Here is a 24,605-nt window from a genome sequence, read left to right as displayed (position 1 = left end):
CAGGTTTTTCCTTTGTGACCGTCGTGTCCTTTGTGTTTGAAAAGAGTTATCCCGTTATAAACGGTAGAACCGAAATCTTTTAAACTTTGCGTTCTTAGCGCGCTTAGCGGTTAAAAAAATTGACGACCCTTTCAGGTCGTCAATTCTTGTTTTACGCCTCGTAATCTGCGGCTTCTTCTTCCACCGTCATTACGGGTTCATCGCTGGGTTTACGGTCGAGCATCTGCATCGTGAGCGCAACCACCTTGGTGAAGTACTTGGTCTCGCCTTTGTCTTCGTACTTGTCGGTCTTCAAGCGACCTTCAATGTAGACGAGACTTCCCTTCTTCAGGTATTGCTGGCAGATCTCGCCGAGCCGTCCCCATGCTTCCACGTTGACCCATTCCGTGTATTCCTTGCTCTCGCCATCCTTGCCTTTCCAGCGGTTATTGACGGCGATGCTGAAATGAGCCACTTTCTTCCCCGTAGGGGTGAACTTGCTTTCGGGATCCTTCCCCAGGTTGCCAATCAACTGAACTCGGTTTAGCGCTGGCATGTCTCCCTCACTTTCTGTGTGGTAGGTCTTTTAGATGCTTGTGTGCGTGTCATGTTAGTCTCCTTTTTTATCTAAAAGTATTTGGTTGTGCGCCCAACCCCGCGGGCTGAGCGTTGAATAAACAGGGTTATACTTCGATGAACCCTGCGTCTTCCTAGCTGGCGGTTGCCTTCTTGAGGACGAGCATGCCCGTCTTCATCTCAGCGACGGTGTAGCCTGCGGGAACGGCGTCGAGCGCTTCGGCTTCCTTCAATTCCTTCGAGAAGTAGAAGAGGGTGCGTTCCTTGCCTGTCGAAGTCAGCGACTTCTTGGTGTGCAGGAAGTAGGTATTGCCTTTTGAGTTGGTGTATGAAAAAGCCATTTGAGTCTCCTTTGACTGATTTGTAGGCTAAGTTTAGCACAGATTTTCTACTCCTGTCAACAAGGGAAGTTACGGATATGCGAACAGTCTCTACACTGGATGAACTAAGGGAAACCCGCCTCTCTTTCGACGGGACGGTTGGTCTGGTCCCTACGATGGGATTCCTCCACGACGGGCATCTCTCGCTCATCCGCCGCGCAAGGGACGAGTGCCAGCGCGTCGTGGTCTCCATCTTCGTCAACCCGACTCAGTTCGGACCGAAGGAAGACCTCGCCAAGTATCCCCGTGATTTAGAGCGTGATTTACACCTGATCGAGCCGTTCACCGACCTTGTGTGGACTCCGTCAGCGGAGAGCATGTATCCTACGGGCTTCCAGACGTGGGTGGAGGTCGAAGCGATGACCCGTCCGCTCGAAGGGGCGATGCGACCAGGTCACTTCAAAGGTGTGACAACCGTTGTGGCTAAGTTGTTCAACGCCGTCCAGCCGCACAAGGCATACTTCGGTCAAAAGGACGCGCAACAAGTTGCCGTCATCCGCCGAATGGTGCGCGATCTGAATTTCCCCGTCGAGATTATCGTTTGCCCAACGACGCGCGAACCTGACGGCTTGGCGATGTCGAGCCGCAACGTGTACTTGGGCGCCGACCAACGCAAAGCCGCGACGGTGTTATTCCGTTCGTTGAGCGCGGCGAAGGAACTGTATGAGGCAGGCGAGAGGGATGCAGAGAAAGTAAGAGGAAAGATGAAAGAGGTGTTGGCGAGCGAGCCGCTGGCTGAACCACAATACATCTCCTGCGCCGATTACGACTTGCTCGAAGAGTTGGATGTGATTCGAGGAAAGACATTGCTCTCGATGGCAGTCTTCATTGGCAAGACAAGGTTGATTGATAATTTTGTGTTAGGATGAAAGTTATGTTGTCCCGCAGTTGAACTGCGGGATGATCTATACTACGGGATATCCTTGCGTGCTATAATTTCAAAAAACATGAAAAAGATACCTGTTGCTTTGCGAAAAGAAGTGGTGGAACGTTTGGTGAATGAGTTTCAACCTGAAACCATTTACCTCTTTGGTTCACACGCTTGGGGCGAACCTCGATCGGGTAGCGACATGGATCTGCTTGTGATCGTAAAGAATAGCCGCCAAAAACCCATCCAGCGGGCGGTGCGGGCACAGCGAAGCTTACGGGGCGTGAAGGCGCCTGTGGATGTGTTGGTGAAAACGCGGAGTGAATTCGAACGATTTGTTTCGGTGAAGGCTTCGTTAGAAGCGCAAATTACGCGCGAAGGCAAACTGCTGTATGGACGCGAAACGCACACTCACGCGTAAATGGGTGATGAAAGCGCGGCGCGATCTGCTGTCCGCGAAAAAACTTGCGCGCGGCAAAGACTCCTATTTAGATACGGCAATCTATCATTGCCAGCAAACAGCGGAGAAGGTCATCAAAGGCTGGCTTGTTTACCACGACCTCTCTTTTGAAAAGACACATGATTTGCGCTTACTGGTAACGATGGCATCAGAAGTGGAGCCAAAGTTCACTTCGTGGTTCGATGTTGCTGAACAAGTCTCACCATACGCGACAGCGTATCGCTATCCTGGGGAAACTCTGGAGCCAACTGAGGAGGAATATCAAAAGGCATATAAAGCGGCGAGCGAATTCTATCAATTTGTTTGTTCGCTATTGCCTGCTGAAGTTAGCGCTCCATAATGAAGAAAACCTTGCGAAGGTTGTGAACCTTCGCAAGGTTTCTTGTTCATGCCTTTTGCGCCAACGCGATCGCGCCTAACACTCCCGAACGAGTCCCCAGCGCGGGTGGGACGATGTACGCGTCAATATTTTCCGCGACTGCCGATGATTGTACATATTTGTTCAAGATTGTTTTCACCTGATCGCGGATCATGGGGAATAGAAACTTTTGCCCTGAAACTCCGCCGCCGATGATGATGCGTTGAGGAGAAAGAGTCACGATGAAATTTGCGAGAGCCAGCGCGATGTAGCGCGCTTCCAGATCCCAAGCGGGATGTTCAGGCGGGAGCGTTTCGCCTTTTTGACCCCAACGTTTTTCGATGGCGGGACCCGACGCCAGCCCCTCGAAACAATCTTTGTGAAACGGACAGATTCCCTCAAACGGATCACGCGATTTGTCATGCGGGATGCGGATGTGTCCCATTTCGGGGTGGAGGAGTCCGTGCAGGAGTTTGCCGTTGACGAGTCCGCCTCCGCCGATGCCTGTGCCAATCGTCAAGTAGATGAACGTGTCCAAGCCTTGCGCGGCGCCCCATGTCCACTCGCCGAATGCCGCGCCGTTGACGTCGGTGTCGAAGGCGATGGGAATGTCGAATGCGGATCGTATCTTGCCGACTACGTTGAAATTCGACCAGTGGGGTTTTGTCGTCGGGAGGATAAAGCCGAAGGTGGGCGAGGCAGGCTGAACGTCGGCAGGACCGAAGCACGCAATCCCCAATGAAGAGAGTCTGCCAAAATCCGCTTCGGCTTGTTGGAAGAATCGAATCGCTTTATCCAGCGTTGCGTCTGGGGTTGTGGTGGCGAAGCGCTCCTCGCGGCGAATGTCGTCGGGAGAGGTTCCCACGACGCAGTTGAATTTTGTGCCGCCGCCCTCGATGCCGCCGAAAAGTTTTACGGACCCCATTTGAGTTGCTGACCGAACGGCGCGAGCGTGAGGAAGCCCGCTTCGGCGTGCGTGTAAAAAAGTTCGAGCGCGCCGCCTTGATAAATTTGATCGGAGGGCGCGATTGCCGCGATGACAAAACTGGCGTCGGGCGCCCAGAGGGCTTCGTTCATGAGTTCAAAGGTTTCGGGCAATAAGACCGTTCTGCCCGTTACGCCATCGGGAGCCGAGCGGACAATTTGCAACGGCGCGCGGCTGACGAACTCCTCGGTTGCAGGCGCATTGGCAAAAAAGTAATACAGTTGACCGTCGGGCGCGAGATACGGATTCGAAGCGAGGTTATAACTGCCGCCCGATTCGGTAGGCAGAAGGGTGATCATATTCCCGCTGGACGCGTCTATCCGCCACAGACCGGAGCCAAACATCCCAACAGACGAGACGCCCGCATATAACGCCGAACTATCCCAAGCCCAGCCTTGTTCGCCACAGCAGACTGCCGCGCCGTCTTCACCATTCACAGGCAGGAGCAAATCTGCGGCAGGGTAATAGATTCCAGACGAGACGCCGTCGCTGTTTGGAATGGCGACTGTAATGAGGATCATCATTCCATCGGGTGAGTATCGTTGCGGGACGTACATTTGACCGGGTCCAAGACCGCCGCTGATGTCGCCGGTCACGTTTTCCAACACCATATTGGAAACGCCCGTTGACACCGCATATAGAACCAAGCCTCTATGCCCGAAGGCAATCGTCTGCCCGTCCGGTGAAAAGGCGGGGTTGTTGATTCCCTCGGCATATCGGTAATCCGGGTCCACGGGTCCGCCATCTACCAGCACACGCCGGCCTGAACCATCGGCATTGATGAGCAGTAATTGATTGTTCGACACATACACAACGCTTCCGTCTATACGAGAGACGTCATAATGACCGACGGCGCTCGGCTCGAACGTGATCTGCGTGGTTGTCTTTCCGTCGGTTTCGAGTCGAAAGACTTGCGCGATGCCCGCGTTGTCATTGTTGACGAAATAAAGCGAGTGTGGAAGTAAGCCTGCTGGTTGCGGCGTTGGAGAATCGGGAGACACGGGAGTCAACGCCTGCATGGTGGATGCGACTACGGTGGCGACTTGATCGCTCGATGAAGGCGGTTCCGTCGCGGACGGGGGGCTGTCTGCGCCGTTCGAGGGGACTCCGCACGCGAGGATGGATAATACGAGAATGATGATCGCGGTGAAAATGCGTATGCGTTTATTCATAGATAACCTCAACATGGATTAGCCACAGAGCGCGCAGGGAATTTGAGATTTTTCTCTGAGAACTCTGTGGCTAGGTTTAACTTCTTATACCTGCTCGAACTTCTCTACAGGGACAACGAACAACGTGGCGCGTTTTTCGTCCGATGTGGATTTGCCCATCTTCTCGCGGATCAGCGCGATGGCAGAGTCGACACGGTCGTCGTCCACGCCGAGGAGCAGGGTGACGACTCCACTGCGGAGGAATCCGCCCGTGGAGGCGACGCGCGTGACGCGATAGTCCGCCGTGGTGAGGGCTTGCGTCACGTGGTCCGAGTCGCTGTCTTTGATGATGAGGATGATCATTTTCATGGGATAACTCCTATCGCGTATAGTCGGCGTTCTCTAACGCCGATGGCGCGTTAGAGAACGCGCCCTACGCATCTATATTTCTTCAAATCGTTCCACAGGTAACGCGAAGATCGTCGCGCCGCCGACGGTGACGGGGACGGGCGCGGGCATCGGCAGAGGCGAGCCTTCGAGCGGAAGAGTGAGATATTCGATCCGCTGGCGGCACGAGTCCTCGAGCGCTTTGATCGCCTCTTCCTCGCGTCCTTTGTGCAGACCGATGAGCAGGGTCGCGTTGCGCCGACCGAGGAATCCGCCCGCGCTGGCGAAGAACGCCACAGGCACGTTCAATTTTTCGAGGGCGCGTGTGGCAGCTTCGTGGTCTTGTTCCTGCACAACGGCAAGCATGAGATGTTTGATGTCGTTCATGGGGACCTCCACATCCTGAAACGTTCCGCAGGTTGGGTTGACTCAACTTGATCCTGCGAAAAAACCTGCGGGCGGTGTTCTATATCAACAGTATACAGGATAGTTGCGAGATGGCAAGCCGAACACTCAGCCGACTGGCTCTTCAATCGCTCTCAATAGTTCATTCGCGCGGAACAGCCGATAGCGCGATTTGCCTGTGATCTCGGTTAATATCTTAGCCTCTTGCATTTTGGCGATATATCTTTGAGCGGTTTTGAAATCTTTTACTTTCAACGCGGTCTGCGCTTGTGAGATGGTGACAATGGGATGCCCGATGAGAAAATCCACCAATTGTTGGAGTTGAGCGGTCTTGCGTTCAGCCGCAAATTTCGAATAGTATGTTTCCCGTAAGGTTTGCAATCTCTGAATACGGATGGTCGCGTCACGCGATTGGTCGCGCACGCCGACCAGAAAAAATGTGAGCCATTCCTCCCATTTGCCCTGCTGACTGACCCCAAGCAGGCGGGCGTAATACTCGCTTCGATGTCTCTCGAAGTAATGGCTCAAATACAGCAAAGGCTGAGGCAACAATTCCCATTGGCATAACAGAAGAACGATGAGCAGTCGCCCCACGCGCCCATTGCCATCAAGGAAAGGATGAATCGCTTCGAACTGATAGTGAATCAACCCAACCCGCGCGATGGGCGGAATATCCGAAGGCGCGTGGATGTATCGTTCCAGTCGATTGAGCGACTCGAGCATCTCATCCACAGGAGGCGGCACGTAAGGAGCAGACTCAAGCGTGCTTCCCGCAGGGCCGATCCAGTTTTGTGAGCGGCGGAATTCGCCAGGCGTCCACAGGTCGCCGCGCACGCCATTCATCAATTGCTCGTGCAATTCACGGATCAATCGCAGGCTGACGGGCAGTGTGTTCAATCGCGCTATTCCATGATCGAGCGCGGACACATAATTATGGACTTCTCTCGCATCAGACTTGGGTTGTGTGGCAGGGACTCCCGCTTCGTATTGATAGATTTCCTCCAAGGTGGCTTGTGTCCCCTCGATGCGCGAGGACATGACCGCTTCCTGCCTGATGAATGAACTGGTCAGCACGTGCGGCGCGGGGAAGGATTTTCCGACCGTCGAAAGTTCCGCCAGCGCGCGTTCCGCTTCGCCAGCCAGCGAGACGAGTCCCGCGGTCCAGTTTAGGGCGGGAGGCAGAGACGCGGGGATGAATGCCCAATATCCCTTTGGGCTTCGGATTGCCTGTCCTGCGGCGGGGGAGACGAAATCTTGTGGATTCACGGGTTTATGCCAATAAAAGGCTTTCTTATTGGCATTATAAGCCTAAAATGCCAATAAGGGATTTCCTTATTGGCATTTTGAAGGAATTTTGCTAATTACGCGGCTTGCGATGCTGGAAGATGAAGAAGTGTGATGGGAATCGATTCGGTAAAAGATGGGGTGTACGTTGAGAGGGACAGAATCTCCCTCACTGGCGAAGTTCCCAAAATAGAGAGAACAATTTCGCGAGTTTCATCGGATAACTGCGTCAGCCCCGTGAGCGGAAAACTGCGCGGACCGAAATCCGCCCGTTGAACGAGGACAGAATAATTCAGGAGGGTGACGCCAACCGCCTTACGCTTCTCCTTGTCAATGCGGAGAAGAATGTGTTCATTCAGTTCGACGCCAGTTGCCTTCTCGCTTGGGGCGAATGAAATATACAAAGTATCGCTGGTTTCGTCGTAATTTGTAGTTGGAGTTGTCATGGTGTTACCCTATTTCTTCTAAACGGCGAAGACGACAAGCAAGGAAGTACATGGCTTTACAAAAGTATACAGGATAGTTGTGAGATGGCAAGTGTCCAATCGTTATTGGCGTTTTGCCGATTGTTACCCGAAATCACATTAAGATGGTGGCAAAAGGGGATAATGTTGCAGGGATATTTTCAGCACAAATTAACATGCTATACTCACTACGGTTGACATAAAAATTCAGCGTTTATATCACGGCTTTCCAAATTGGAAGGAGGTAGAAAAATGAATCAAATGAAATTAGGCGATTTCATCGCACAAACTATTTTAGAGATAATAAGTGGGGTGTCACAGGCACAGGAACTCGCGAAGAAAAAAGGTGCGATTGTTAATCCACAACATCTTCAATGGGACGATGACATAAAGGGATATAAAACTTTCATAAGTGATGATGAAACAGACGAGCAGCCGCTGGTTACACAAATTGACTTTGATATTCTCCTAACCATAGGAGAAGATGATAAATCACAAGGCGGAATAGGAATATTTGCCGCATCACTAGGCTTAGGCGTGAAAGGAGAAGTCAAGGAATATTCGGAGTCCGTGAATCGAATAAAGTTTCAAATTCTAGCTAAACTTCCACAACAATCATAACAATACCTTTGAGTCCACGGAGGCACATATGAACGATTCGACTGGTCCATTCATAATACTTGGAATACTTGCTCTAGTAGCCATTCTAAAAGGTCAGTTTTGGGCGTTTCTTTCCATGGCAGCAGGGACTTTTATAGGAATCCTGCTTGGTATGAATTTTGAAGATGATCTTTTGGGATTTCTACTTATTGGTGCTGTGATTTACTTTGTGGGTAAATTCATCGGAAATGCAATAACTAGACGAAACACCGAATCTAAGCCCTAATTCCAGAAACTCCGCCCTCAGTACGAACTTTCTATCTACCCTCGCGCACCGCTCGAACCTCAGCATCAATATCCTCTTGTGTAATGTTGAGTTTCTTCGCCCGTGCGCGCACGCGTTTCAAAGATCGTTCGAAACGCTTTTTGATTTCATCGCTATCTGCCAACCCCAGTTTGATGAATCGAATATATCTCAACACATCGCGTAAGCGCGTCTCTGGCAGAGTTGAGATTTCACTCAAAATAATTTTCTCTAATTCGGTCATTGCATGTCTCTCGAAAATTATACCCCCAAGAAACTACACCTCGCACAAAGAGGTATAATCACCACAACGCAAGGAGCACCGCATGAGAATTGACTGGCACAAATTTATCTCCGTTGACCCTGAGATTCATCACGGCGAACCGTGCATCACAGGGACGCGAATTCCCGTTTCGATGATCGTCGGAAGTGTTGCGGACGGCATGTCTTTCGATGAGATCATTGATTCATATCCGCAGTTGAACAAGGAATCGGTGAAGGCGGCGCTTGCTTACGCGGCGGATATTGTCCGTCAGGAAGTTTTTCTGCCCTTAGCGGGGTAACAGGATAAATAAACGAATAATGACCAATGAAAAAAGGCGGTTCATCACCGCCTTTTCTTTTATGCCCTCGCCAAATTTATATCCACAGGCATCTGATCCCAAGTTCTTCCATCGAGTAATCTGCCTGTCTTTTTCTTCTGCACCCCGCCCCATTGTTTGAAGAAGAAAGGTACTTTTGCTTTCAAGCATTGGTCGCGGATATTAACAACCCATTCTCTTTCCAGCGGACGCGCGCCTGGTCCCGATTCACCGCCAACAATGACCCAATTTATTCCCTTCAAATTCATTTTCGATATCGGACCAATCAACGGCTCAACAGATAGAAACTTTATCTTTGCTCCAGTTTTCCGCAAGTCGTCAATTCTAAAAGTGTACTTTTCGTTTTCAACACTAACACCCATCCAAATATTGTCAGTCCATTCTAGGTAAGGGCTAAGTTCAGCCAAACGTTCAGAGCGTTTCGTCAAGACCTGAAACTGGTGCCAATGAGCGCGTTTCATCGTATCAAAGACGCGCTGAATAAATTCCAAAGGTACGTCCTTGTGGAATAAGTCGCTCATTGAATTGACAAAAATAACCTGAGGGGTCTTCCATTCCAATGGCTTTTCAAGCACATGCTCGTGCATGGTCAACTTGAAACCATTGACATAGTTGGGTTGATTCATTGCTTGAAGACGTTTCGCCATTCTTTCGGCGTAGCAGTACTTACAGCCAGGACTGATTTTCGTACAGCCAGTTAGCGGATTCCAAGTGGATTCTGTCCACTCGATCCGAGATTGGGTAGCCATTTCACCTCCGTGAAAAACAATATTTTAATTCAATTATAGTATAAATGTTCTAAAAAACATTAAAAGTGGATTATTACGCCTTCGGGAAATGAACCTTTTCTTCTCTTTGTTCCATCAGTTTTAATGGCATCAACTGATATTTCATTCCCGTTTTCTAAATTATTCAGCGCTTTTCGGGCTTGGGATGAAATATAAGGTGTTTCATCCTCAACAAATGAGATGATTTTCCCAGCAGATTGTGTTGTTCCAATGAACCGCCTTTTTAATTCTTGTGCTAAATTATCAGACGGATCAAGTTCAAAAAGAACTGGTTGATTTGGGTCGGTGCGATCAGAAAATCTATATCCGCTTTGATTATCCACATTCCAAAATGCTTCTTTCATTTTCGCGTGTCCGAGAGGATGATTACTTGCAAAGAACAGATAATAAATGATTTTGTTTCGATGATCACGCATTTCAAAATATCGCACAAATTTAGCGTGTTTATGAAGTTTGTCCTGATAAAGTTGCCGAAAAGCTAAAACACGGTCTTGAGTATTAACAACCTGATCAATTTCCGAGTCGGATGCTCCAAGCAGGTCTTTGATATGTTGACGATCAACGGGGGAAGGATGCAATGCAAATCGATTTACGTAGTCAATCATTATGTTTATGAAGACTTCAGTTCTTTGGTTTGCTAAGAGCCTTTTTACTAAAGCAAATGGTGCCCCTTTGAATCCAAAAGGGTCAATAAAAGCGAAAGTCGGGGCTAGCCGATGTCCATCTCGCTGTATCTTATCAAGAATCTCTGTGAGTGTATTTTCAAACTCATTAACCCTGCACCAAACATGAAAATTGCTTGGAAAGTTACCAGGTTTCTTCAATAACGATATTTCATTTTCTAGATGATGAATACGATCCCCCCGCTCGTCAACGAACAAAAAAACCACTTCTGAATTTGCTAACACAGGTTGCTTCAATGCTTCTTTTAGCGCAATGATGGGGGAACCATCCTCACCCGCAAGATATTTTCCTGGTCCACAAAAACCATCAATATAAACAATACGAGGAATTTTCGACCCGAGAATTGGGAACCATGCACTCAAATACCTTTGCAATATTTCATGCTTTGCTTTTGTATGAGGCTCAATTTCCCAGAGTGTTTCGTTTGGTTTTGTCATTTTTTATTTCCCCAGTCGATGGGTTTTATACAATTTTATACCAAAAGAATCAAGATTGGGATGATATCTTCCCGATCTCCAACCATCCAAGTCACCTACACCTCCACCACCGCCGACTCGCCTCCCTCCACCGTCACAGACTTGCCATTCGCGAATACAACTTCCGTTTTCTTCTGACCTCGAATTACTTTCAAGCCTTTGAATTGGATCGTCACATCCCAGGGGAAGGGATTTTCGCCTTCGAGTTTTACGCGCGTGGGTGAATGGATTTCAACTCCTAAAATTTTCAAAAATAAACCGACGGGCGCGAGTCCGCTGAGGGCGTTGCGTTCGCCGATGCCTGTGCCGCGCTCGGCGTGGTAGCGCGCGTGGAAGGCGCGATTCAGTTTCAGGCTTTGGATGACCGCCGTCATGTTGTGCGCGAACAGCCGCGCCGCGTCCGCGCGGAATCCGTATCTCAGCAAGCCTTCGCACACAAAAAGATTCCAAGGGAGATGAACCGATTGCGAAACGGTTTCCGCTTCGGGTTGAGTCAATGAAGGGCAGGCAGGCACTCCATACGGACGATAAAAACGTGACGCGTCCAACAGCGCGCGCCCGATCATGTGTTGCGCGCGCGCCTCGTCTGGCGCTCCCGCCCACAACGGCGCGAACAGCGTGTGATCTTCGGTGGTGTAATCGAGCGTGCTGATGATGACCGTGTCCTCATCGCTGAGTCCGCGCACCGAAACCTTCGCAAGTTTCGAATATGTTTTTTTCGTGGTGTACACCGCGCCGCCACTGCGCCATTGATAGTCGCCGCTTTCGATGATCTCGTCGGCGGGCTTCGTGGAAAATTGATGAATGCGGATCTGCGGACGCTTCGCCGCCGCGCTTTGGGTCTGGATCTCCACTAGCAAGCGGATCTGTCCCTCGAACTTGATCTTCGTCACCGCCGTCCCCGAGCCTTGTTGCCTGACGAGAACTTTCCCCGCGAGACTCAACCCCGTGCCGCGTTCGCGGTAGTGATACAAACCCGTCCGCGCCTGCCACGTGGACTCGATGGACGCGCGCAGTTTCGCGGCTTGCTCGTGAAGTAACGTGAGCGAGTTATGTTCTTCGAGTAATTCTGCTATTTTGATCAAACACGCGGCTTCGTTGTAGAGCATCGCTTCCAGCGCGGGGCTGTGGACTTGCGAGATATTCACTCCCAACGACCATTCATGCCACTGATCGAACAGCGGATTATCTTCAAAGCCCGTTTGCAAAACATGTTTCCATTGCGGGATGCCGTCGCGGTCATCGTCGTATTCGGGCGAGAACCACGACCAGAAAAATTTTTGCAATTGCGAGAAAACGTGTTTTAGAAAATCTTTGTCTTCATTTCTTTCATATAGTTTCCATGCAAGGCTGGCAAACAACGGCGCGGAGAGATACCGTCCGCGTTGACCCGCCAAGCCGATCTTGCCGTCTATCGCGCCGTCGTCATTTTGAACCGCGAGAAAATTTTTCAACAAATCCTGCGCGGCTTGCGAGGCGGGCAAAACATCCGAAAGATAATACGCGTCGAAGGGAGATTGTCCGTTCCACGAGGCGGGGTAGTCGGTGCCGTCGCCTTTGGGCGAGTAGCCGTTGTCAGGTCCGCGCGAAGAGACGAACGAAGGGTTCGGCAAATGTTCGTTCGGAGGGAAGAATAATCCAAACGCGGTAGATTGACTCAACGCGAACGCCGCGTCCCATTCTTTGTCGGCGGTGCGGATGTCAATTGTCTGACTCGCGTTGAGCAGTTCGAGCCGCGCGCGTTCGGCTTCCCACGGACGCGCCGCCGTTTGACGCGCGAGTTCAAAGGAGGTCTGCAACCGATCCGTCGCGGCTTGAGTCCACGTGAGTTGACGCGTCGCGCCTGGACCAAGCTCAAGGTCGAGAAGAAGCGAGGGATGAGGTCCCGCGCCGTGAGCGGGTCCGCCCGTCATAAAGAGGACGGGGAAGAGTCCGCCTGTTTGTCCTCCGAGGATGTTGACCATCTGCGCCTGCGCGGCGGACATGCTTTGCCCGTCTATCGCGACCAGCACCGCGCAGAGTTCGAGTTTTATTTTTCGATTCGCGTTGGATTTGTTGGCAACCGTGACGCGCCCACACACCGCGTTGGATTGTGGAACCCAGTATTCGGTGGATACGTCAATGTTGGGTAATGGCGAGTAGTCAACGATGAGGAAGTTTGGATAAAAACGGCGAACGGTGGGCGGGAGCGCGAACGCTTTCGGGTCGCTGACGGATTTTTTGCCTTCGCTGAATCGGTGGAAGATGCGCATCGCTTTGGCGCGCAAGCCATACGTGGTGTGAAGCGCAAGCGAGGCTGGCTCTGCGCCGCCGAATTCGAGTTCCCAGATGTGATCGTTGAGGTAGTCGGGGATGGAGAGACGTGAATCCGCCGCGAGGGTGAGGCAAAGCGGGTCGCCAGTGGCAAGTGACCAATCGCGCATAGGGCGGTATTGTAGTGTGAGAAGGGCGGGAGGTCAAAGGGTATAATTTAGTTGGGTAGTTTTGGTAGTTGGATAGTTTGTTAGTTGTGTAGTTTGATGGTCAAGTAGTTCCGCGCGCTGAGCGGAGGGCTAAGCCCGAAGACGAAGCATCGCGGGACGTATCGAGACCACCCGCTTCAAAAGAAATTCGGTGGTTGAGTAGACCTGCGCGATCGTCGCAGGTCGTATCGAAACCACAGCTAGGCATAACAAATTTTGTTACAAGATGTATTCTTGAATACCTGTGGTCTCGATACGCGCCTTCGGCGCACTCGACCACCGAAGTAAGAATCAAAGAGGAGAAATCATGGGCAAATATTTTGAAGAATTCCAAGTGGGGCAAAAGACGGTCACAGATAAACGGACGATCACCGAAGCCGACATCATGCAGTTCGCCGCGTTGACGGGTGACGATAACCGCATCCACACCGATCCCGAATTCAGCAAGACGACTCCGTTCGGGAAGCAGATCGCGCATGGCGTGCTTGGATTGTCGTATGCTCTGGGTCTCGCGTGGCAAACAGGGATGTTGGATGGAACGGTCATCGCATTCCGCGAGATCAACGAATGGAAGTTCGTCAAACCCGTTTTTATCGGCGATTCAATTTATGTGGAGATGGAAACTGTCGAAGCCAAAGCGCTTCCACGCATCGGCGGCGGTTCGGTGACGATTGCCGTGGAAATTAAAAACCAAAACGACGAAGTCTGTCACCGCGGCAGGTGGACGGTGTTGATGGTGAGCAAACTGAAATAAAGTGTAACAAAGCGTAAATGAAAAATTGCTCACGAACAATTCAGATTACCTTTCTTTCTATATTCTTGTTAATCCTGTTAGCTTGCATCCCTGGCGGAATTGGATTGCTCTATGAACAGGATTTAGATAATGACTATGCGGTATGGGCAGCCGATGATATTGTACAAGCGTGTGTAGTCAAGAAAATTGAAAACTCAAATTCTGCGTCTTGTAAAGTGCCACCGATGGTCTTTGCATATGGTTGGAACAAAAGATATATATTAGCGAAGCAATATTCCCAGAAAAGTCCTTTTGATGTCGACACAACAAAAGCGAACTGGTTTATTGTAGATATGAAGAATGATAAAGTGTATGGTCCGATGACCGAATCTGAATACTTGGAAACCAGAGAAATGTTAGGTGTTCCAGCTAAAATAGATTTCACAGTTGAGTTGGAAATAAAATAAGACTATGCCTCCCGAAAATGAAGAAAACAAACGCCGAATAAAAAAATTACTCGACTCCGAAGCCGAGACCCGCGCCGAGACTCCCATCGAGCCGAAGGTGGATGAGCAAGGGACGACGAAGGCAAGCGCGGCAAAGAAGACGCCGCCGCCCTACTTCGACCCCGCGGACACGCTCCTCTTCGGAGATGAGAATTCCGAACCGCGCCACATCCCGTTGGATGAAAATAACATGCCGCTTCCGCGCCGCGTCAACGAAGTGGACATGGATGGGACGCGCGTATCGCCCGTCGCGTATGAGCGTGCCAGCCGTCCGCGTGGAATGACCGAGACGCGACGCGTGTCGCCGCCGAGTCAACCGCGCAAAGCCGCGTCCACATCCTTCGATTGGAGATCCATCAACTGGAAAAAAACTGGCGGATGTTTGGGACGCGCCGCCGTGTTGGCATTGTTCGGCATCGTCATCCTCGCCATCGTCGTCGGCTCGGTCGGAATCTACACATACTATTCCATCGCGCGGACATTGCCCAGCGTGGACGATCTCAAGAACCGCGCGTCGCAATTTGAAACGACTCGCATCTTGGACCGCAACGGAAATTTGCTGTACGAGATTCTCGATCCCACCGCGGGACGCAGAACGTATGTGACGCTCGACAAAATTTCCCCCGCGCTTGTCGCCGCGACGATCGCCACCGAAGACAAAGACTTTTACACACATCCCGGCTTCGACCCGTGGGCGCTCATCCGCGCATTGTGGAAAAATTATCAGACCGACGGGCAGGGCGGAGGCGCGTCCACGATCACACAGCAACTCGCGCGCGCGTTACTGCTTTCGCCCGAAGAACGCGCCCAGCGGACGTATCGCCGCAAAGTACGCGAGATCATCCTTGCCGCCGAAATTACGCGGCGTTATTCCAAAGATGAAATCCTTGAGTTGTATCTCAACGAAATTTATTACGGCAACCTCGCCTACGGGATCGAAGCCGCGTCCGAAACATATTTTGGCAAGACCGCGAATCAGTTGACTCTTGCCGAAGCGTCTTTTCTTGCAGGATTGCCGCAATCGCCATCGGTCTACGACATTTATTCAAACCGCGATGCGACGCTCGTCCGCCAGCAACAAGTGTTGGTGCTGATGTTCGGATTGAGTCAATCGGAGGATTGCATCACCGTCAGCAACAGCGAAACACCGATCTGCGTGGACCAAGTGGCGGCGGTGCAGGCGGCGGACGAGATCAAGAGCCGCGTCTTCAACTCGCCGAACATCAACACGAAATATCCGCATTGGGTCAACTTCGTCCGCGCCGAGTTGGAAAAACAATACGACGCGCAGACCATCTATCGCTCGGGTTTCATCGTTTACACCACGCTCGACCCGAAGTTGCAAGATGAAGCGCAGAGACTCGTCACCGAACAACTCGCGGGTCTCGTGGACAAGAACGCGAAGAACGGCGCGCTCGTCTCGATCAAACCTTCGACGGGAGAAATCCTTGCGATGGTCGGCTCGCCCGACTTCAACAACGACGCGATCGCGGGACAGATCAACATGGCGGATAGCGCGACGCGTCAGCCAGGCTCTTCGATCAAGCCCATCACGTATCTCGCCGCGTTTGAAAAAGGATGGACGCCCTCGACTCTCATCTGGGATGTGCCGACCGATTTCCCCGACGGGGCGAATCCGCCGTACTCGCCCGTCAACTACGACGGAAAATTTCACGGTCCCATGACCGTGCGGACTGCGTTATCCAACTCGTTCAACATCCCCGCTGTGAAAGCGTTGGAATTCGTCGGCGTGTACGACAACCCGAACACGCCCGAAGAAGACGGCATGATCGCCATGGCAAAAAGACTCGGCATCACGAGTCTCACAGGCGATCAATACGGTCTCGCGCTCACGCTCGGCGGCGGCGAAGTGAGTCTGTTGGAAATGACCTCCGCTTTTTCCGTGTTTGCGAATGGCGGAAAAAAACTTCCGCCCGTTGCGATCCTCAAGATCGTTGATTTTGAAGGCAACGTCATCTACGAATACCAACCGCCGCAAGCCGAACAAGTCATCCGCCCTGAACACGCCTTCCTCATTTCATCCATCCTCTCCGACAACCAAGCGCGTTCGTGGATGTTCGGACCCAACTCCGTGTTGAATCTCCCCTTCCAAGCCGCGGCAAAAACAGGGACGGCGGGCGATCCGCGCGGCGCGGACGGTGTCAACGTCTACGACAACTGGACTCTCGGCTACACTCCCGATCTCGCCACTGGCGTGTGGGTCGGCAATGCCGATTACACTCCGATGATCAACACGTCTGGCACAACAGGCGCGGCGCCGATCTGGTCTGCGTTCATGCAATACGCTGTGCCGCTTGTGAGTCCCAACAACACTCCCTCCTCATTCGTTATCCCGCAAGGCATCACCGAAAAAATCATCTGCGCGGTTTCAGGCGCCGAGCCGTCGAACTGGTGCAAGGGCGGTCAACGCAGTGAATTCTACGCAAGCGACCAGCCGCCCCTGCCCGCGTCGCAAGACCTCCTCCGCCAAACCGAACTTGACACGTGGACGGGTCTCATCGCGGGCAACGCTTGTCCCGATTTCGACAAAGAAGAACTCGTGATGAACGTCAAAGATGAGTGGGGTCGCAAGTGGCTTCGCAGTGGCGACGGCAAAGATTGGCTCGAGTCGCACGATATGCCGCGCAACCCGTTCTTCGCGCCCGACCGCGAATGTTCCGCCGACGATCCGCGCCCCATTCTCGAATTCTCTAATTTCAATGATAATGACACCATCACTGATTCGAATCTGGTCATCAAAGGCACGATCGACGTCACCAAAGGCGGTTTCACTGGCTGGCGTCTCGAAGTCGGGGACGGCGACGATCCCAACGACTGGACGACTCTCGCGCAAGGCGACAACAAAATTGAATCGGACACCATCTTCAAATGGGATTTAAAAGACGTGACCTCGAACAAGATCACGCTTCGGATCTATCTCCAAAACGGAGAGGAATTCTACGCCGAAAAACGCGTCACTCTGACCCTCAACCTGCCTACCCCAACCCCCGAACCGACTCTCACTCCCAGCCTCACCCCGCTCCCCCCAACCGACGCGCCCACTTCGACTCCCTCCGAAACCCCAACCCTCGCCCCGCCCACCGACACGCCCACACCGAGTTTGACTCCCACACCATAATTGCGCATGTCACCCTGAGCGATAGCGAAGGGTCTCCTCCACGCCATGCAGAGACCCTTCGATCACAAAACCCATCCCAATCATGTCATGCTGAGCGCCAGCGAAGCATCTCCTCCACAGCGAGCAGAGACCCTTCGGTCGTGGCGCGAGGCGCCACTCCCTCAGGGTGACATGGCTAGAAGTGAATTATGAAATCCTACTTTGTCTACATCATGACAAATAGATCAAAGACTCTCTACACAGGCGTCACCAACAATCTCGAACGCCGCGTGTATGAACACAAGAACAAACTTGTCGCGGGGTTTACAAGCAAGTACAACATCACCAAATTGGTATACTACGAAGAAACAAGTAATGTACACGCCGCGCTTGCGCGAGAGAAACAAATCAAAGGCTGGCGCCGCGCCAAGAAGATTGCATTGATCGAGGCTGAAAATCCAGAATGGAAAGATATAAGCCTTGAATGGTATAAATGAATTAACGCTATGTCACCCTGAGCAATAGCGAAGGGTCTCCTCCACGCCGAGCAAGAGACCCTTCGGTCGCTATCGCTCCCTCAGGGTGACATGTAGGTGTGTCATGCTGAGCGATAGCGAAGCATCTCCTCCCCAACGAGCAGAGACCCTTCGGTCGCTATCGCTCCCTCAGGGTGACATGCCATAGGTACAACCATGAATCTCCCCGACATCCTCTTCCTCTACGAATACAACTACTGGGCGAACAAGAAGATCCTCGCCGCGAGCGCGGGTGTGACTCCCGAACAATTCACCGCGCCCGCATCCTTTCCGTTCGGCGGTCTGCGCGGAACGTTGGTCCACACCGTGGATGCGGAACGTATCTGGCGCGTGTTATTTGAAACACAGATCGTCACCGAAGATCAAGATCTTGTGGCAACAGACTTCCCAACTTTTGAATCGCTTGAACAAAAATTCCGCGAAGAGGAAGAATTGATGCGAGCCTACCTCAATCGCCTGAGCGATGAAGATATGGACAGCCATCTACGCTATACAGCCTCTTCGGGTATTCAGCGCGATAGAATCATTTGGCATTGCCACATCCATCTCGTGAATCACGGCACGCAACACCGCAGTGAAGCCGCCGCGATCCTCACCGACTTGGGTCACTCGCCCGGGGAACTTGATTTCACCGTGTTTTTGAACGAGTGGAAAAAATGAATGGGAATAACCGAACCAGCCTCAAGGTCGGAATGATCGTGCTTGTCGTCCAGAAACAAGATCAGCGAACGGGGAAGTTGACGAAAGGCATCGTCAAAGATATATTGACCAAATCGCCGAACCATCCGCACGGCATCAAAGTCCGTTTGCAGAGCGGAGAGGTGGGGCGCGTCAAGGAAATCGTTTTGGAATGAAGAAAAAAATACTATTTGGAATTCTCGCGCTGGGCGCGATGCTGGCGTGTGTGCCGTCCGGGCTGGCAACGCCGGTGGTCGTTCCGGCGGACTCGAATGCGATCCAACTGTATATGCAACAGACCGCCGGAGCCGCGTTCACACAAACACAGGCGTCGATTCCCACCCTGCCGCCAACGCTAACGCTCACCCCCACGCCGCGTCCCACATTCACGCTTGACCCCACCTTCACACCGGTGGGCACGATTGTTCTCGCCGCGCCCCCGCAGTCGCAACACGTGCAATATTTCCGCGTCAAGCACGATCACCAACTCGCGCTGTACAACTTCCGTTCGCGCACGGTCAGCCCCGATTGGGGATACACCAAGCAAACCCCTGAAATTTTGCCAATGTTTCCGATCCCCAAGGAGGGCACAGGCACAATCCGCACCCCGGTGGATGGCGCCTGGGAGCGATTCATCAACGACTTGAACGGGAACAACAACGGCAAACTGACGTACCTCAAATCCTCCGGCACGGCATTGTTCAACGGGGCGGGCTTCCCTCAAATGGAAAGCCTGACCATGGGCGGCAACATCGTCACCCTGGAGGCGATCTCCAACGGCTGGGGCAAGGTACACACCATGGATTTCAACTCGCCTGGGAATGCCAGCGTCGAGAACTATTTCACCCGCCCCGATCTCGTGCATAAATTCGTGTTGGTATCCTGGAACACCAAAAACAAGACCACCATCTGGCCCAACACGCCAAAAGGCGATATCTTTTATCCGTTCGTGACGCGGAACGATGCGTGGGTGCAGATGGAGCGCCTCGAACCGTTCCCCATCCTGCCGATGAACGTGAGCGTGGTCATCACACAGGATGTGCGCAAAGAACCCAAAGCGGATAGCGAACTGACAAGTACCCGTCTTGAGGAAGGCAAAACGGCAACCATCATCCAGTATCATCCTTCCGCTTCGGATGTGTGGGGACAATTACAAAACGGCGGATGGGTGCTCTTGTTCTCCTACACCAAGGACGGTCCCACCCATTTCACAACCTGGAGCATGGCGACCATGCCTCCAAACCCGCCCCTGTTTTCGGAGTGAAATATTCCAATACTCAAGCGCGGAACAACCCGCTTGAGTGACAAAAGGCGTGTGCTATACTCGCGCGCATGCCCATCCTTTCGATTCTCCTCCCCATTCTCGGTTATCTCTGCGGCTCCCTCCCTTTTGCCGTGTGGGTCACTCGCTTCGCCAAAGGGGTAGATGTGCGCGACGGCGGCTCGGGTCACGCGGGGGCAACGAACACAGCACGGCAGGCGGGCTTCGGCTGGGGCGCGCTCGTGTTCGTTCTCGATATCGCCAAAGGATTTATTCCAACATGGCTGGCGTATCGATATTCGGGTGAAACCTGGGTCATCGCTCTCACCGGCGCGTTGGCGGTCATTGGTCACTGCTGGCCCCTCTTTGCGCAATTCCGCGGCGGCATGGGGCTGGCAACCTTCGGCGGCGCCGTTCTCGCGCTGAACGCGCTCGCCTTCTTTTCCGGCATCGTCTTGTTGGCGGCAATGCTGGCGATCCTCCGCCATCGCGCGCGCGCCAGCCTGATCGCCGGCTTATTCCTTGCGCCGCTGTATTGGCTCCTCAACCTGCGCGGCGCGGAATTTTGGATCGCCATCGTTTGCGGGCTTGTGATCGCCTACCGTTTTCTCATGGACTGGAACCGTCAATATCGGGGGCTGTAATGAAACTCGGCATCGTCACCGACTCAACGTGCGACCTCCCCAATGACCTCATCGAACAACACGAACTTGAAGTCATCCCCTCCATTTTGATTCTCGAGGGAAAAGAATACGCGGATGGAATTGGACTCTCGCGCGAAGATTTTTACAACCGACTCGCCTCGCTTCACCCCTACCCGACAACTGCCTCGCCTTCGATCGGCGATTTCGCCTCCCGCTACGATTCCCTCCTCTCGCGCGGCTGTGGGCACATCCTCTCCATCCACGCCGCAGGGACGTTGACCGCCATCCTCAACTCCGCGCGCCAGGCGGCGGTTGACTTCCCCAACAAGATCACCATCATAGACAGCGGCTCGCTCTCGCTGGGACTCGGTTTTCAAGTCCTCGCCGCCGCCGAATCAGCCGAACTCGGTCTGCCAGCCGCGCTCGACGCCATCGAATCGACTCGCAAGCGGTTATCCGTTTTCGCCGCGCTCGACACGCTGGAGAATCTCAAACGCAGTGGACGCGTCCCAGGCGTGGTCGCGCATTTGGGCGGATTGTTATCCATCAAGCCAGTGGTCGAAATAAAAGAGGGTCACGTCAAACCCATCGGCGCGACGCGAACCACAAAACAATCCGATGAACGGATGTTGAACTTGCTTTTAGAAATGGGAGAAATGGAACGGCTGGCGATCCTGCACACCAACGCCCCCGCGCGCGCAAAAGGATTATTGAACAACGTGATGGAACGTCAACCCGAATTTGTTCCGCGTGATATTTTGTTTGTGAATGTCACCGCCGTGATCGGAACACATCTGGGGGCGAATGGTCTGGGCTTCGCGGCAGTGAAAAAAGACCATGGACGATAGACGATAGACGATAGACCATTGTCCATGGTCAGTCGTCCATCGTCCAATCACGAAAACGCCTGAATCCCCGTCTGCGCTCTTCCTAAAATCAACGCATGAATATCATGCGTGCCCTCATAGGTGTTGACCGCTTCAAGATTCATCGCATGTCGAATCACATGGAACTCATCCGAGACGCCGTTGCCGCCGTGCATATCGCGCGACATTCTTGCAATATCCAGCGCTTTGCCGCATGAATTGCGTTTGATCAGCGAGATCATCTCAGGCGTGGACTTGCCTTCGTCAATCAAGCGTCCCACGCGCAACGCGGCTTGTAATCCCAGCGTGATCTCCGTCATCATGTTCGCCAACTTCAATTGAATGATCTGATTCGCCGCCAACGGACGCCCAAACTGCGGACGGTCCAACGTGTATTGCCGCGCCGCGTGCCAGCAAAATTCCGCCGCGCCCAACGCGCCCCACGCAATTCCATAACGCGCCTTGTTCAAACACCCGAACGGACCTCCCAAGCCTTTCACATTCGGGAACATATTTTCCTCAGGCACGAATACTTCGTTCATCACGATCTCGCCTGTCGCGCTCGCTCGCAGGCTGAACTTGCCCTCGATCTTCGGCGCGGAGAGTCCCTTCATCCCTTTTTCCAAAATGAAGCCGCGAATCTCGCCATCAAGTTTTGCCCACACCACGAACACATCTGCGATGGGCGAGTTGGTAATCCACATCTTGTTGCCTTGGAGAATGAAACCGCCGTCTACTTTTTTGGCGCGGGTCTCCATGCTGGCAGGGTCGCTCCCGTGATTCGGTTCGGTTAAGCCAAAGCAACCGATCCACTTTCCGCTTGCCAAATTCGGGAGATATTTTTTCTTTTGCTCATCGGTCCCATACGTGTGAATCGGATACATCACCAACGAACTCTGCACCGACATCGCGGAACGGTAGCCGCTGTCCACCCGCTCCACTTCGCGCGCCATCAATCCGTATGCCACATGATTCAACCCCGCGCCGCCGTATTCTTCGGGAATGGTTGAGCCTAGGAATCCCAACTGTCCCATCTCATCCATGATTTCGCGGTGGAAGATCTCCTTGCGGTTCGCCTCCAGGATGCGCGGCTGTAATCTTTCCTGGCAATACCTGTGCGCGATTTCACTGATCACGCGTTCCTCGTTAGTTAATTGGTCGTTGAGCAGAAAGGGATCGTCCCATTTGAAGGTTGGTTTTGCCATGGTTGCCTCATCGTTGTAGTATAGACGCCATCGGAAATAATTTTTAGGACGCAGGTGAACGCTGATTCACGCTGATGAAAAGAGAGAAACAATCTGCGCCTTCTGCGCGCTTCGCGGTCAGCGTCCAACGAAGGTTTTGTCTTATGACCGATAAAGTCTTTGCAAAAAGATTGTATCAAAAGATGATCTTACGCGAACACCGCGCCTTCCATTTGCAACAGCCATTCTTTGGTTTTCAACCCCTGCCCGCCGCCATAGCCGCGAAGTTTGCCATCCATGCCGATCACGCGATGACAGGGAATCACCAGCGGCATCGGGTTCATGGCGTTCGCCCCTCCCACCGCCCGAGACGCATGCGGACGGTTGATCTGCTGGGCAATGTCGAGATATGTGCGCGTTTCGCCATAGGGGATGCGGAACACGGCTTGCAACGCCTCGCGCTGGAACGGGGTAAAGAGAGTCCAATCCACAGGGATGGTGAAGGCGCGACGTTTCCCATCGATGTATTCGGCGAGTTCCTTCGCGTACGGCTGGACGCGTTTCGCATCTTCCACGACGGGACGGCTGAATCGCGCTAGATAAGAATCAAACTCCCCCTGCGATTCCGCCCACTCAACCGCGACCAGGCCGAAGTCGGAGGCGGCGAGGCGGAAGTCTCCCAGGCGAGTCCCGTTCAATTCGCCGATGAAGATGGGGGCGGCATCCTGTCTTGTCTTTTTCATTTCGATCGCTCGCTTGAATTATAGCGCGAACTACCTCGCTCGATCTTCGAGAGCGCCCAGGTGTTGGCAAATTGGCGGCAAACAAAATTACACGCCACACATCCCATTTGCCTCTCATGGATTTCCCACACTCTTAAGATGGATAGCCAAACTTTTCAATTGAATCGGGAATGGTATTATCATTGGGGTAACCAAAGGAAACCCATGCCTACGAACTCCTCCTTCAAACTTTTCATCACAGCCCTACTGCTGGCGTCGCTCGCCTGCGGAGGAACGGTTCCATCTGTCCCTACCACAGATCCGAACGCGGCGCAGACTGCCATCGTCGAAACGATTGCCGCGATCCAGATTCAAGATACGGCATCCGCGTTGCCGTTGATCGGGGCAAGCCCCAGCCCCGCGCCGACCGATACGCCGACTCTCACGCCGACGATCGAGTTCACAACCACGCCAGAGAAACCCATGATTTCCGTCGTTGTGGATACGTTTTGCAGGATGGGCCCGGGAAAAGAGTATGAGAAAGTGGGCATTTTGCTTGTGGGCGAAACCACCGAGATCGTCGGTCGGCACGCCACCGGCAAATATTGGTACGTGCGCAACCCGGATGTGGGCGCGGAATTTTGCTGGATGTCCGGCGAATACGCATCGGTTACCGGCAACTACGCAATGCTTCTTGTGCAAACGCCCCCCTTCGCTCGACCCGCAGATTTCGAAATCACTTATCTGGGCATGGGCAAATGCTCCAACGACTTCTGGTCCGATATTCGCCTGAAGAGCATCAGCGACCAGCTTTTCGAATCCGTCAGCCTCACCGTGCGCGACCTCGACACAACCACTTTCCGCTCTGCCACCGCGAACGATTTCACTTTCGTAGACGGTTGCGGCGGAGCGCAGGAACCCGCCGATTATTTGATCCAGGGCGGCACAGTGCGCATCAGCACGCCCACCTTCCCGTTCAACCTGAACTCGCACAACATGTCCATTTCGATCACCCTATGCACCGACTCAGATTTGCGCGGACAGTGTGTGACCAAATCCCTCTCCTACATCCCATGAGCGATTCCGTTCAACAATGAGCATCGTTCCTTGACGCATCCTCTCTTTCCCCGTAAGATTGTCCCCG

The 24,605-nt window shown here is 52.8% G+C and carries 30 protein-coding genes; 16 read left to right on the top strand and 14 right to left on the bottom strand.

The features are described 5' to 3' along the window. Nucleotides 1-151: 151 nt before the first annotated feature. Complete coding sequence (locus AC16KF_RS02195) at nucleotides 152-535, bottom strand: single-stranded DNA-binding protein (protein ID WP_484035650.1); 384 nt, start codon at nucleotides 533-535, stop codon at nucleotides 152-154. A 154-nt stretch (nucleotides 536-689) separates the two neighbouring features. After that, nucleotides 690-896 (bottom strand): hypothetical protein, encoded by a 207-nt coding sequence (locus tag AC16KF_RS02190; RefSeq protein WP_484035649.1) that lies wholly within the window; start codon nucleotides 894-896, stop codon nucleotides 690-692. A gap of 77 nt (nucleotides 897-973) precedes the next feature. Here AC16KF_RS02190 and panC point away from each other — a divergent pair, with 77 nt between their 5' ends. The 3 genes from panC to AC16KF_RS02175 all read left to right on the top strand — a co-directional run bounded on the left by panC (nucleotide 974) and on the right by AC16KF_RS02175 (nucleotide 2,603). Next, complete coding sequence (gene panC / locus AC16KF_RS02185) at nucleotides 974-1,804, top strand: pantoate--beta-alanine ligase (RefSeq protein ID WP_484035648.1); 831 nt, start codon at nucleotides 974-976, stop codon at nucleotides 1,802-1,804. Between the two features lie 78 nt (nucleotides 1,805-1,882). Continuing rightward, the gene (locus AC16KF_RS02180) at nucleotides 1,883-2,224 is read left to right on the top strand and encodes a nucleotidyltransferase domain-containing protein (RefSeq protein WP_484035647.1); all 342 of its coding nucleotides are present in this window, start codon (nucleotides 1,883-1,885) and stop codon (nucleotides 2,222-2,224) included. Between the two features lie 7 nt (nucleotides 2,225-2,231). Continuing rightward, nucleotides 2,232-2,603, top strand: a complete 372-nt coding sequence (locus AC16KF_RS02175; protein WP_484035646.1) for a HEPN domain-containing protein — start codon at nucleotides 2,232-2,234, stop codon at nucleotides 2,601-2,603. 46 nt (nucleotides 2,604-2,649) lie between these two features. Here the strand turns inward: AC16KF_RS02175 and AC16KF_RS02170 are convergent, their stop codons facing one another. The 6 genes from AC16KF_RS02170 to AC16KF_RS02145 form a co-directional block, all read right to left on the bottom strand. Then, a complete protein-coding gene (locus AC16KF_RS02170) occupies nucleotides 2,650-3,546 on the bottom strand; it encodes an ROK family protein (RefSeq protein ID WP_484035645.1) in 897 nt (298 codons plus the stop codon). Then, entirely contained in the window at nucleotides 3,534-4,778 is a 1,245-nt protein-coding gene (locus tag AC16KF_RS02165; RefSeq protein WP_484035644.1) for a TolB family protein, read from the bottom strand. Before AC16KF_RS02165 ends, AC16KF_RS02170 begins: the two co-directional genes overlap by 13 nt. Before the next feature lie 84 nt (nucleotides 4,779-4,862). Continuing rightward, nucleotides 4,863-5,126 carry a cyclic-di-AMP receptor gene (locus AC16KF_RS02160; protein WP_484035643.1) on the bottom strand — a complete coding sequence of 88 codons (264 nt, stop codon included), beginning with the start codon at nucleotides 5,124-5,126 and terminating at the stop codon, nucleotides 4,863-4,865. 72 nt (nucleotides 5,127-5,198) lie between these two features. Beyond that, nucleotides 5,199-5,531 carry a cyclic-di-AMP receptor gene (locus AC16KF_RS02155; RefSeq protein WP_484035642.1) on the bottom strand — a complete coding sequence of 111 codons (333 nt, stop codon included), beginning with the start codon at nucleotides 5,529-5,531 and terminating at the stop codon, nucleotides 5,199-5,201. 126 nt (nucleotides 5,532-5,657) lie between these two features. Continuing rightward, nucleotides 5,658-6,815 carry a Fic family protein gene (locus AC16KF_RS02150; protein ID WP_484035641.1) on the bottom strand — a complete coding sequence of 386 codons (1,158 nt, stop codon included), beginning with the start codon at nucleotides 6,813-6,815 and terminating at the stop codon, nucleotides 5,658-5,660. A 95-nt stretch (nucleotides 6,816-6,910) separates the two neighbouring features. Continuing rightward, entirely contained in the window at nucleotides 6,911-7,279 is a 369-nt protein-coding gene (locus AC16KF_RS02145) for a DUF2283 domain-containing protein (protein WP_484035640.1), read from the bottom strand. 270 nt (nucleotides 7,280-7,549) lie between these two features. On the opposite strand from AC16KF_RS02145, the gene AC16KF_RS02140 reads away from it, so the two are divergent. Together AC16KF_RS02140 and AC16KF_RS02135 are read left to right on the top strand one after the other, a co-directional pair. Continuing rightward, complete coding sequence (locus AC16KF_RS02140) at nucleotides 7,550-7,918, top strand: hypothetical protein (RefSeq protein WP_484035639.1); 369 nt, start codon at nucleotides 7,550-7,552, stop codon at nucleotides 7,916-7,918. 28 nt (nucleotides 7,919-7,946) lie between these two features. Further along, nucleotides 7,947-8,183 (top strand): hypothetical protein, encoded by a 237-nt coding sequence (locus AC16KF_RS02135; RefSeq protein ID WP_484035638.1) that lies wholly within the window; start codon nucleotides 7,947-7,949, stop codon nucleotides 8,181-8,183. Nucleotides 8,184-8,214: 31 nt separating this feature from the next. Here the strand turns inward: AC16KF_RS02135 and AC16KF_RS02130 are convergent, their stop codons facing one another. Beyond that, nucleotides 8,215-8,445: a hypothetical protein gene (locus tag AC16KF_RS02130; protein ID WP_484035637.1), complete on the bottom strand. Its 231-nt coding sequence runs from the start codon at nucleotides 8,443-8,445 to the stop codon at nucleotides 8,215-8,217. 82 nt (nucleotides 8,446-8,527) lie between these two features. Between AC16KF_RS02130 and AC16KF_RS02125 the strand changes: the two genes are divergently transcribed. Next, nucleotides 8,528-8,764: a DUF433 domain-containing protein gene (locus tag AC16KF_RS02125; protein ID WP_484035636.1), complete on the top strand. Its 237-nt coding sequence runs from the start codon at nucleotides 8,528-8,530 to the stop codon at nucleotides 8,762-8,764. A 59-nt stretch (nucleotides 8,765-8,823) separates the two neighbouring features. On the opposite strand, the gene AC16KF_RS02120 is transcribed toward AC16KF_RS02125, so the two are convergent. The 3 genes from AC16KF_RS02120 to AC16KF_RS02110 all read right to left on the bottom strand — a co-directional run bounded on the left by AC16KF_RS02120 (nucleotide 8,824) and on the right by AC16KF_RS02110 (nucleotide 13,174). After that, the gene (locus AC16KF_RS02120) at nucleotides 8,824-9,552 is read right to left on the bottom strand and encodes a DUF5131 family protein (RefSeq protein WP_484035635.1); all 729 of its coding nucleotides are present in this window, start codon (nucleotides 9,550-9,552) and stop codon (nucleotides 8,824-8,826) included. A 59-nt stretch (nucleotides 9,553-9,611) separates the two neighbouring features. Further along, complete coding sequence (locus tag AC16KF_RS02115) at nucleotides 9,612-10,712, bottom strand: three-Cys-motif partner protein TcmP (protein WP_484035634.1); 1,101 nt, start codon at nucleotides 10,710-10,712, stop codon at nucleotides 9,612-9,614. Nucleotides 10,713-10,807: 95 nt separating this feature from the next. After that, nucleotides 10,808-13,174: an MGH1-like glycoside hydrolase domain-containing protein gene (locus AC16KF_RS02110; protein ID WP_484035633.1), complete on the bottom strand. Its 2,367-nt coding sequence runs from the start codon at nucleotides 13,172-13,174 to the stop codon at nucleotides 10,808-10,810. A 346-nt stretch (nucleotides 13,175-13,520) separates the two neighbouring features. Between AC16KF_RS02110 and AC16KF_RS02105 the strand changes: the two genes are divergently transcribed. The 9 genes from AC16KF_RS02105 (at nucleotide 13,521) to AC16KF_RS02065 (ending at nucleotide 21,537) form a co-directional block, all read left to right on the top strand. Then, nucleotides 13,521-13,967: a MaoC/PaaZ C-terminal domain-containing protein gene (locus AC16KF_RS02105; RefSeq protein WP_484035632.1), complete on the top strand. Its 447-nt coding sequence runs from the start codon at nucleotides 13,521-13,523 to the stop codon at nucleotides 13,965-13,967. Between the two features lie 104 nt (nucleotides 13,968-14,071). After that, nucleotides 14,072-14,413, top strand: a complete 342-nt coding sequence (locus tag AC16KF_RS02100) for a DUF3997 domain-containing protein (protein WP_484035631.1) — start codon at nucleotides 14,072-14,074, stop codon at nucleotides 14,411-14,413. Nucleotides 14,414-14,417: 4 nt separating this feature from the next. Further along, nucleotides 14,418-17,591, top strand: coding sequence for a transglycosylase domain-containing protein (locus AC16KF_RS02095; protein WP_484035630.1), 3,174 nt, complete (start codon nucleotides 14,418-14,420; stop codon nucleotides 17,589-17,591). A 188-nt stretch (nucleotides 17,592-17,779) separates the two neighbouring features. Further along, complete coding sequence (locus tag AC16KF_RS02090; protein WP_484035629.1) at nucleotides 17,780-18,067, top strand: GIY-YIG nuclease family protein; 288 nt, start codon at nucleotides 17,780-17,782, stop codon at nucleotides 18,065-18,067. A gap of 195 nt (nucleotides 18,068-18,262) precedes the next feature. Next, on the top strand, nucleotides 18,263-18,766 hold the full coding sequence (locus AC16KF_RS02085; protein WP_484035628.1) for a DinB family protein: 504 nt from the start codon (nucleotides 18,263-18,265) through the stop codon (nucleotides 18,764-18,766). Beyond that, nucleotides 18,763-18,960 carry a YwbE family protein gene (locus AC16KF_RS02080; protein ID WP_484035627.1) on the top strand — a complete coding sequence of 66 codons (198 nt, stop codon included), beginning with the start codon at nucleotides 18,763-18,765 and terminating at the stop codon, nucleotides 18,958-18,960. Before AC16KF_RS02085 ends, AC16KF_RS02080 begins: the two co-directional genes overlap by 4 nt. After that, nucleotides 18,957-20,048, top strand: a complete 1,092-nt coding sequence (locus AC16KF_RS02075; RefSeq protein WP_484035626.1) for a hypothetical protein — start codon at nucleotides 18,957-18,959, stop codon at nucleotides 20,046-20,048. The genes AC16KF_RS02080 and AC16KF_RS02075 overlap by 4 nt, the downstream gene beginning before the upstream one ends. Before the next feature lie 68 nt (nucleotides 20,049-20,116). Further along, a complete protein-coding gene (locus tag AC16KF_RS02070) occupies nucleotides 20,117-20,689 on the top strand; it encodes a glycerol-3-phosphate acyltransferase (RefSeq protein ID WP_484035625.1) in 573 nt (190 codons plus the stop codon). After that, the gene (locus AC16KF_RS02065) at nucleotides 20,689-21,537 is read left to right on the top strand and encodes a DegV family protein (protein WP_484035624.1); all 849 of its coding nucleotides are present in this window, start codon (nucleotides 20,689-20,691) and stop codon (nucleotides 21,535-21,537) included. Before AC16KF_RS02070 ends, AC16KF_RS02065 begins: the two co-directional genes overlap by 1 nt. A 47-nt stretch (nucleotides 21,538-21,584) precedes the next feature. Here the strand turns inward: AC16KF_RS02065 and AC16KF_RS02060 are convergent, their stop codons facing one another. Beyond that, complete coding sequence (locus tag AC16KF_RS02060; protein ID WP_484035623.1) at nucleotides 21,585-22,760, bottom strand: acyl-CoA dehydrogenase; 1,176 nt, start codon at nucleotides 22,758-22,760, stop codon at nucleotides 21,585-21,587. 188 nt (nucleotides 22,761-22,948) lie between these two features. Then, nucleotides 22,949-23,482, bottom strand: coding sequence for a methylated-DNA--[protein]-cysteine S-methyltransferase (locus AC16KF_RS02055; RefSeq protein ID WP_484035622.1), 534 nt, complete (start codon nucleotides 23,480-23,482; stop codon nucleotides 22,949-22,951). A 204-nt stretch (nucleotides 23,483-23,686) separates the two neighbouring features. On the opposite strand from AC16KF_RS02055, the gene AC16KF_RS02050 reads away from it, so the two are divergent. Continuing rightward, complete coding sequence (locus tag AC16KF_RS02050) at nucleotides 23,687-24,538, top strand: SH3 domain-containing protein (RefSeq protein WP_484035621.1); 852 nt, start codon at nucleotides 23,687-23,689, stop codon at nucleotides 24,536-24,538. Nucleotides 24,539-24,605: the final 67 nt, after the last annotated feature.

This window comes from Candidatus Defluviilinea gracilis, assembly GCF_057138825.1.
Note: the sequence above shows the minus strand (reverse complement) of the source record. Positions and strands in the feature narration are given on the sequence as shown.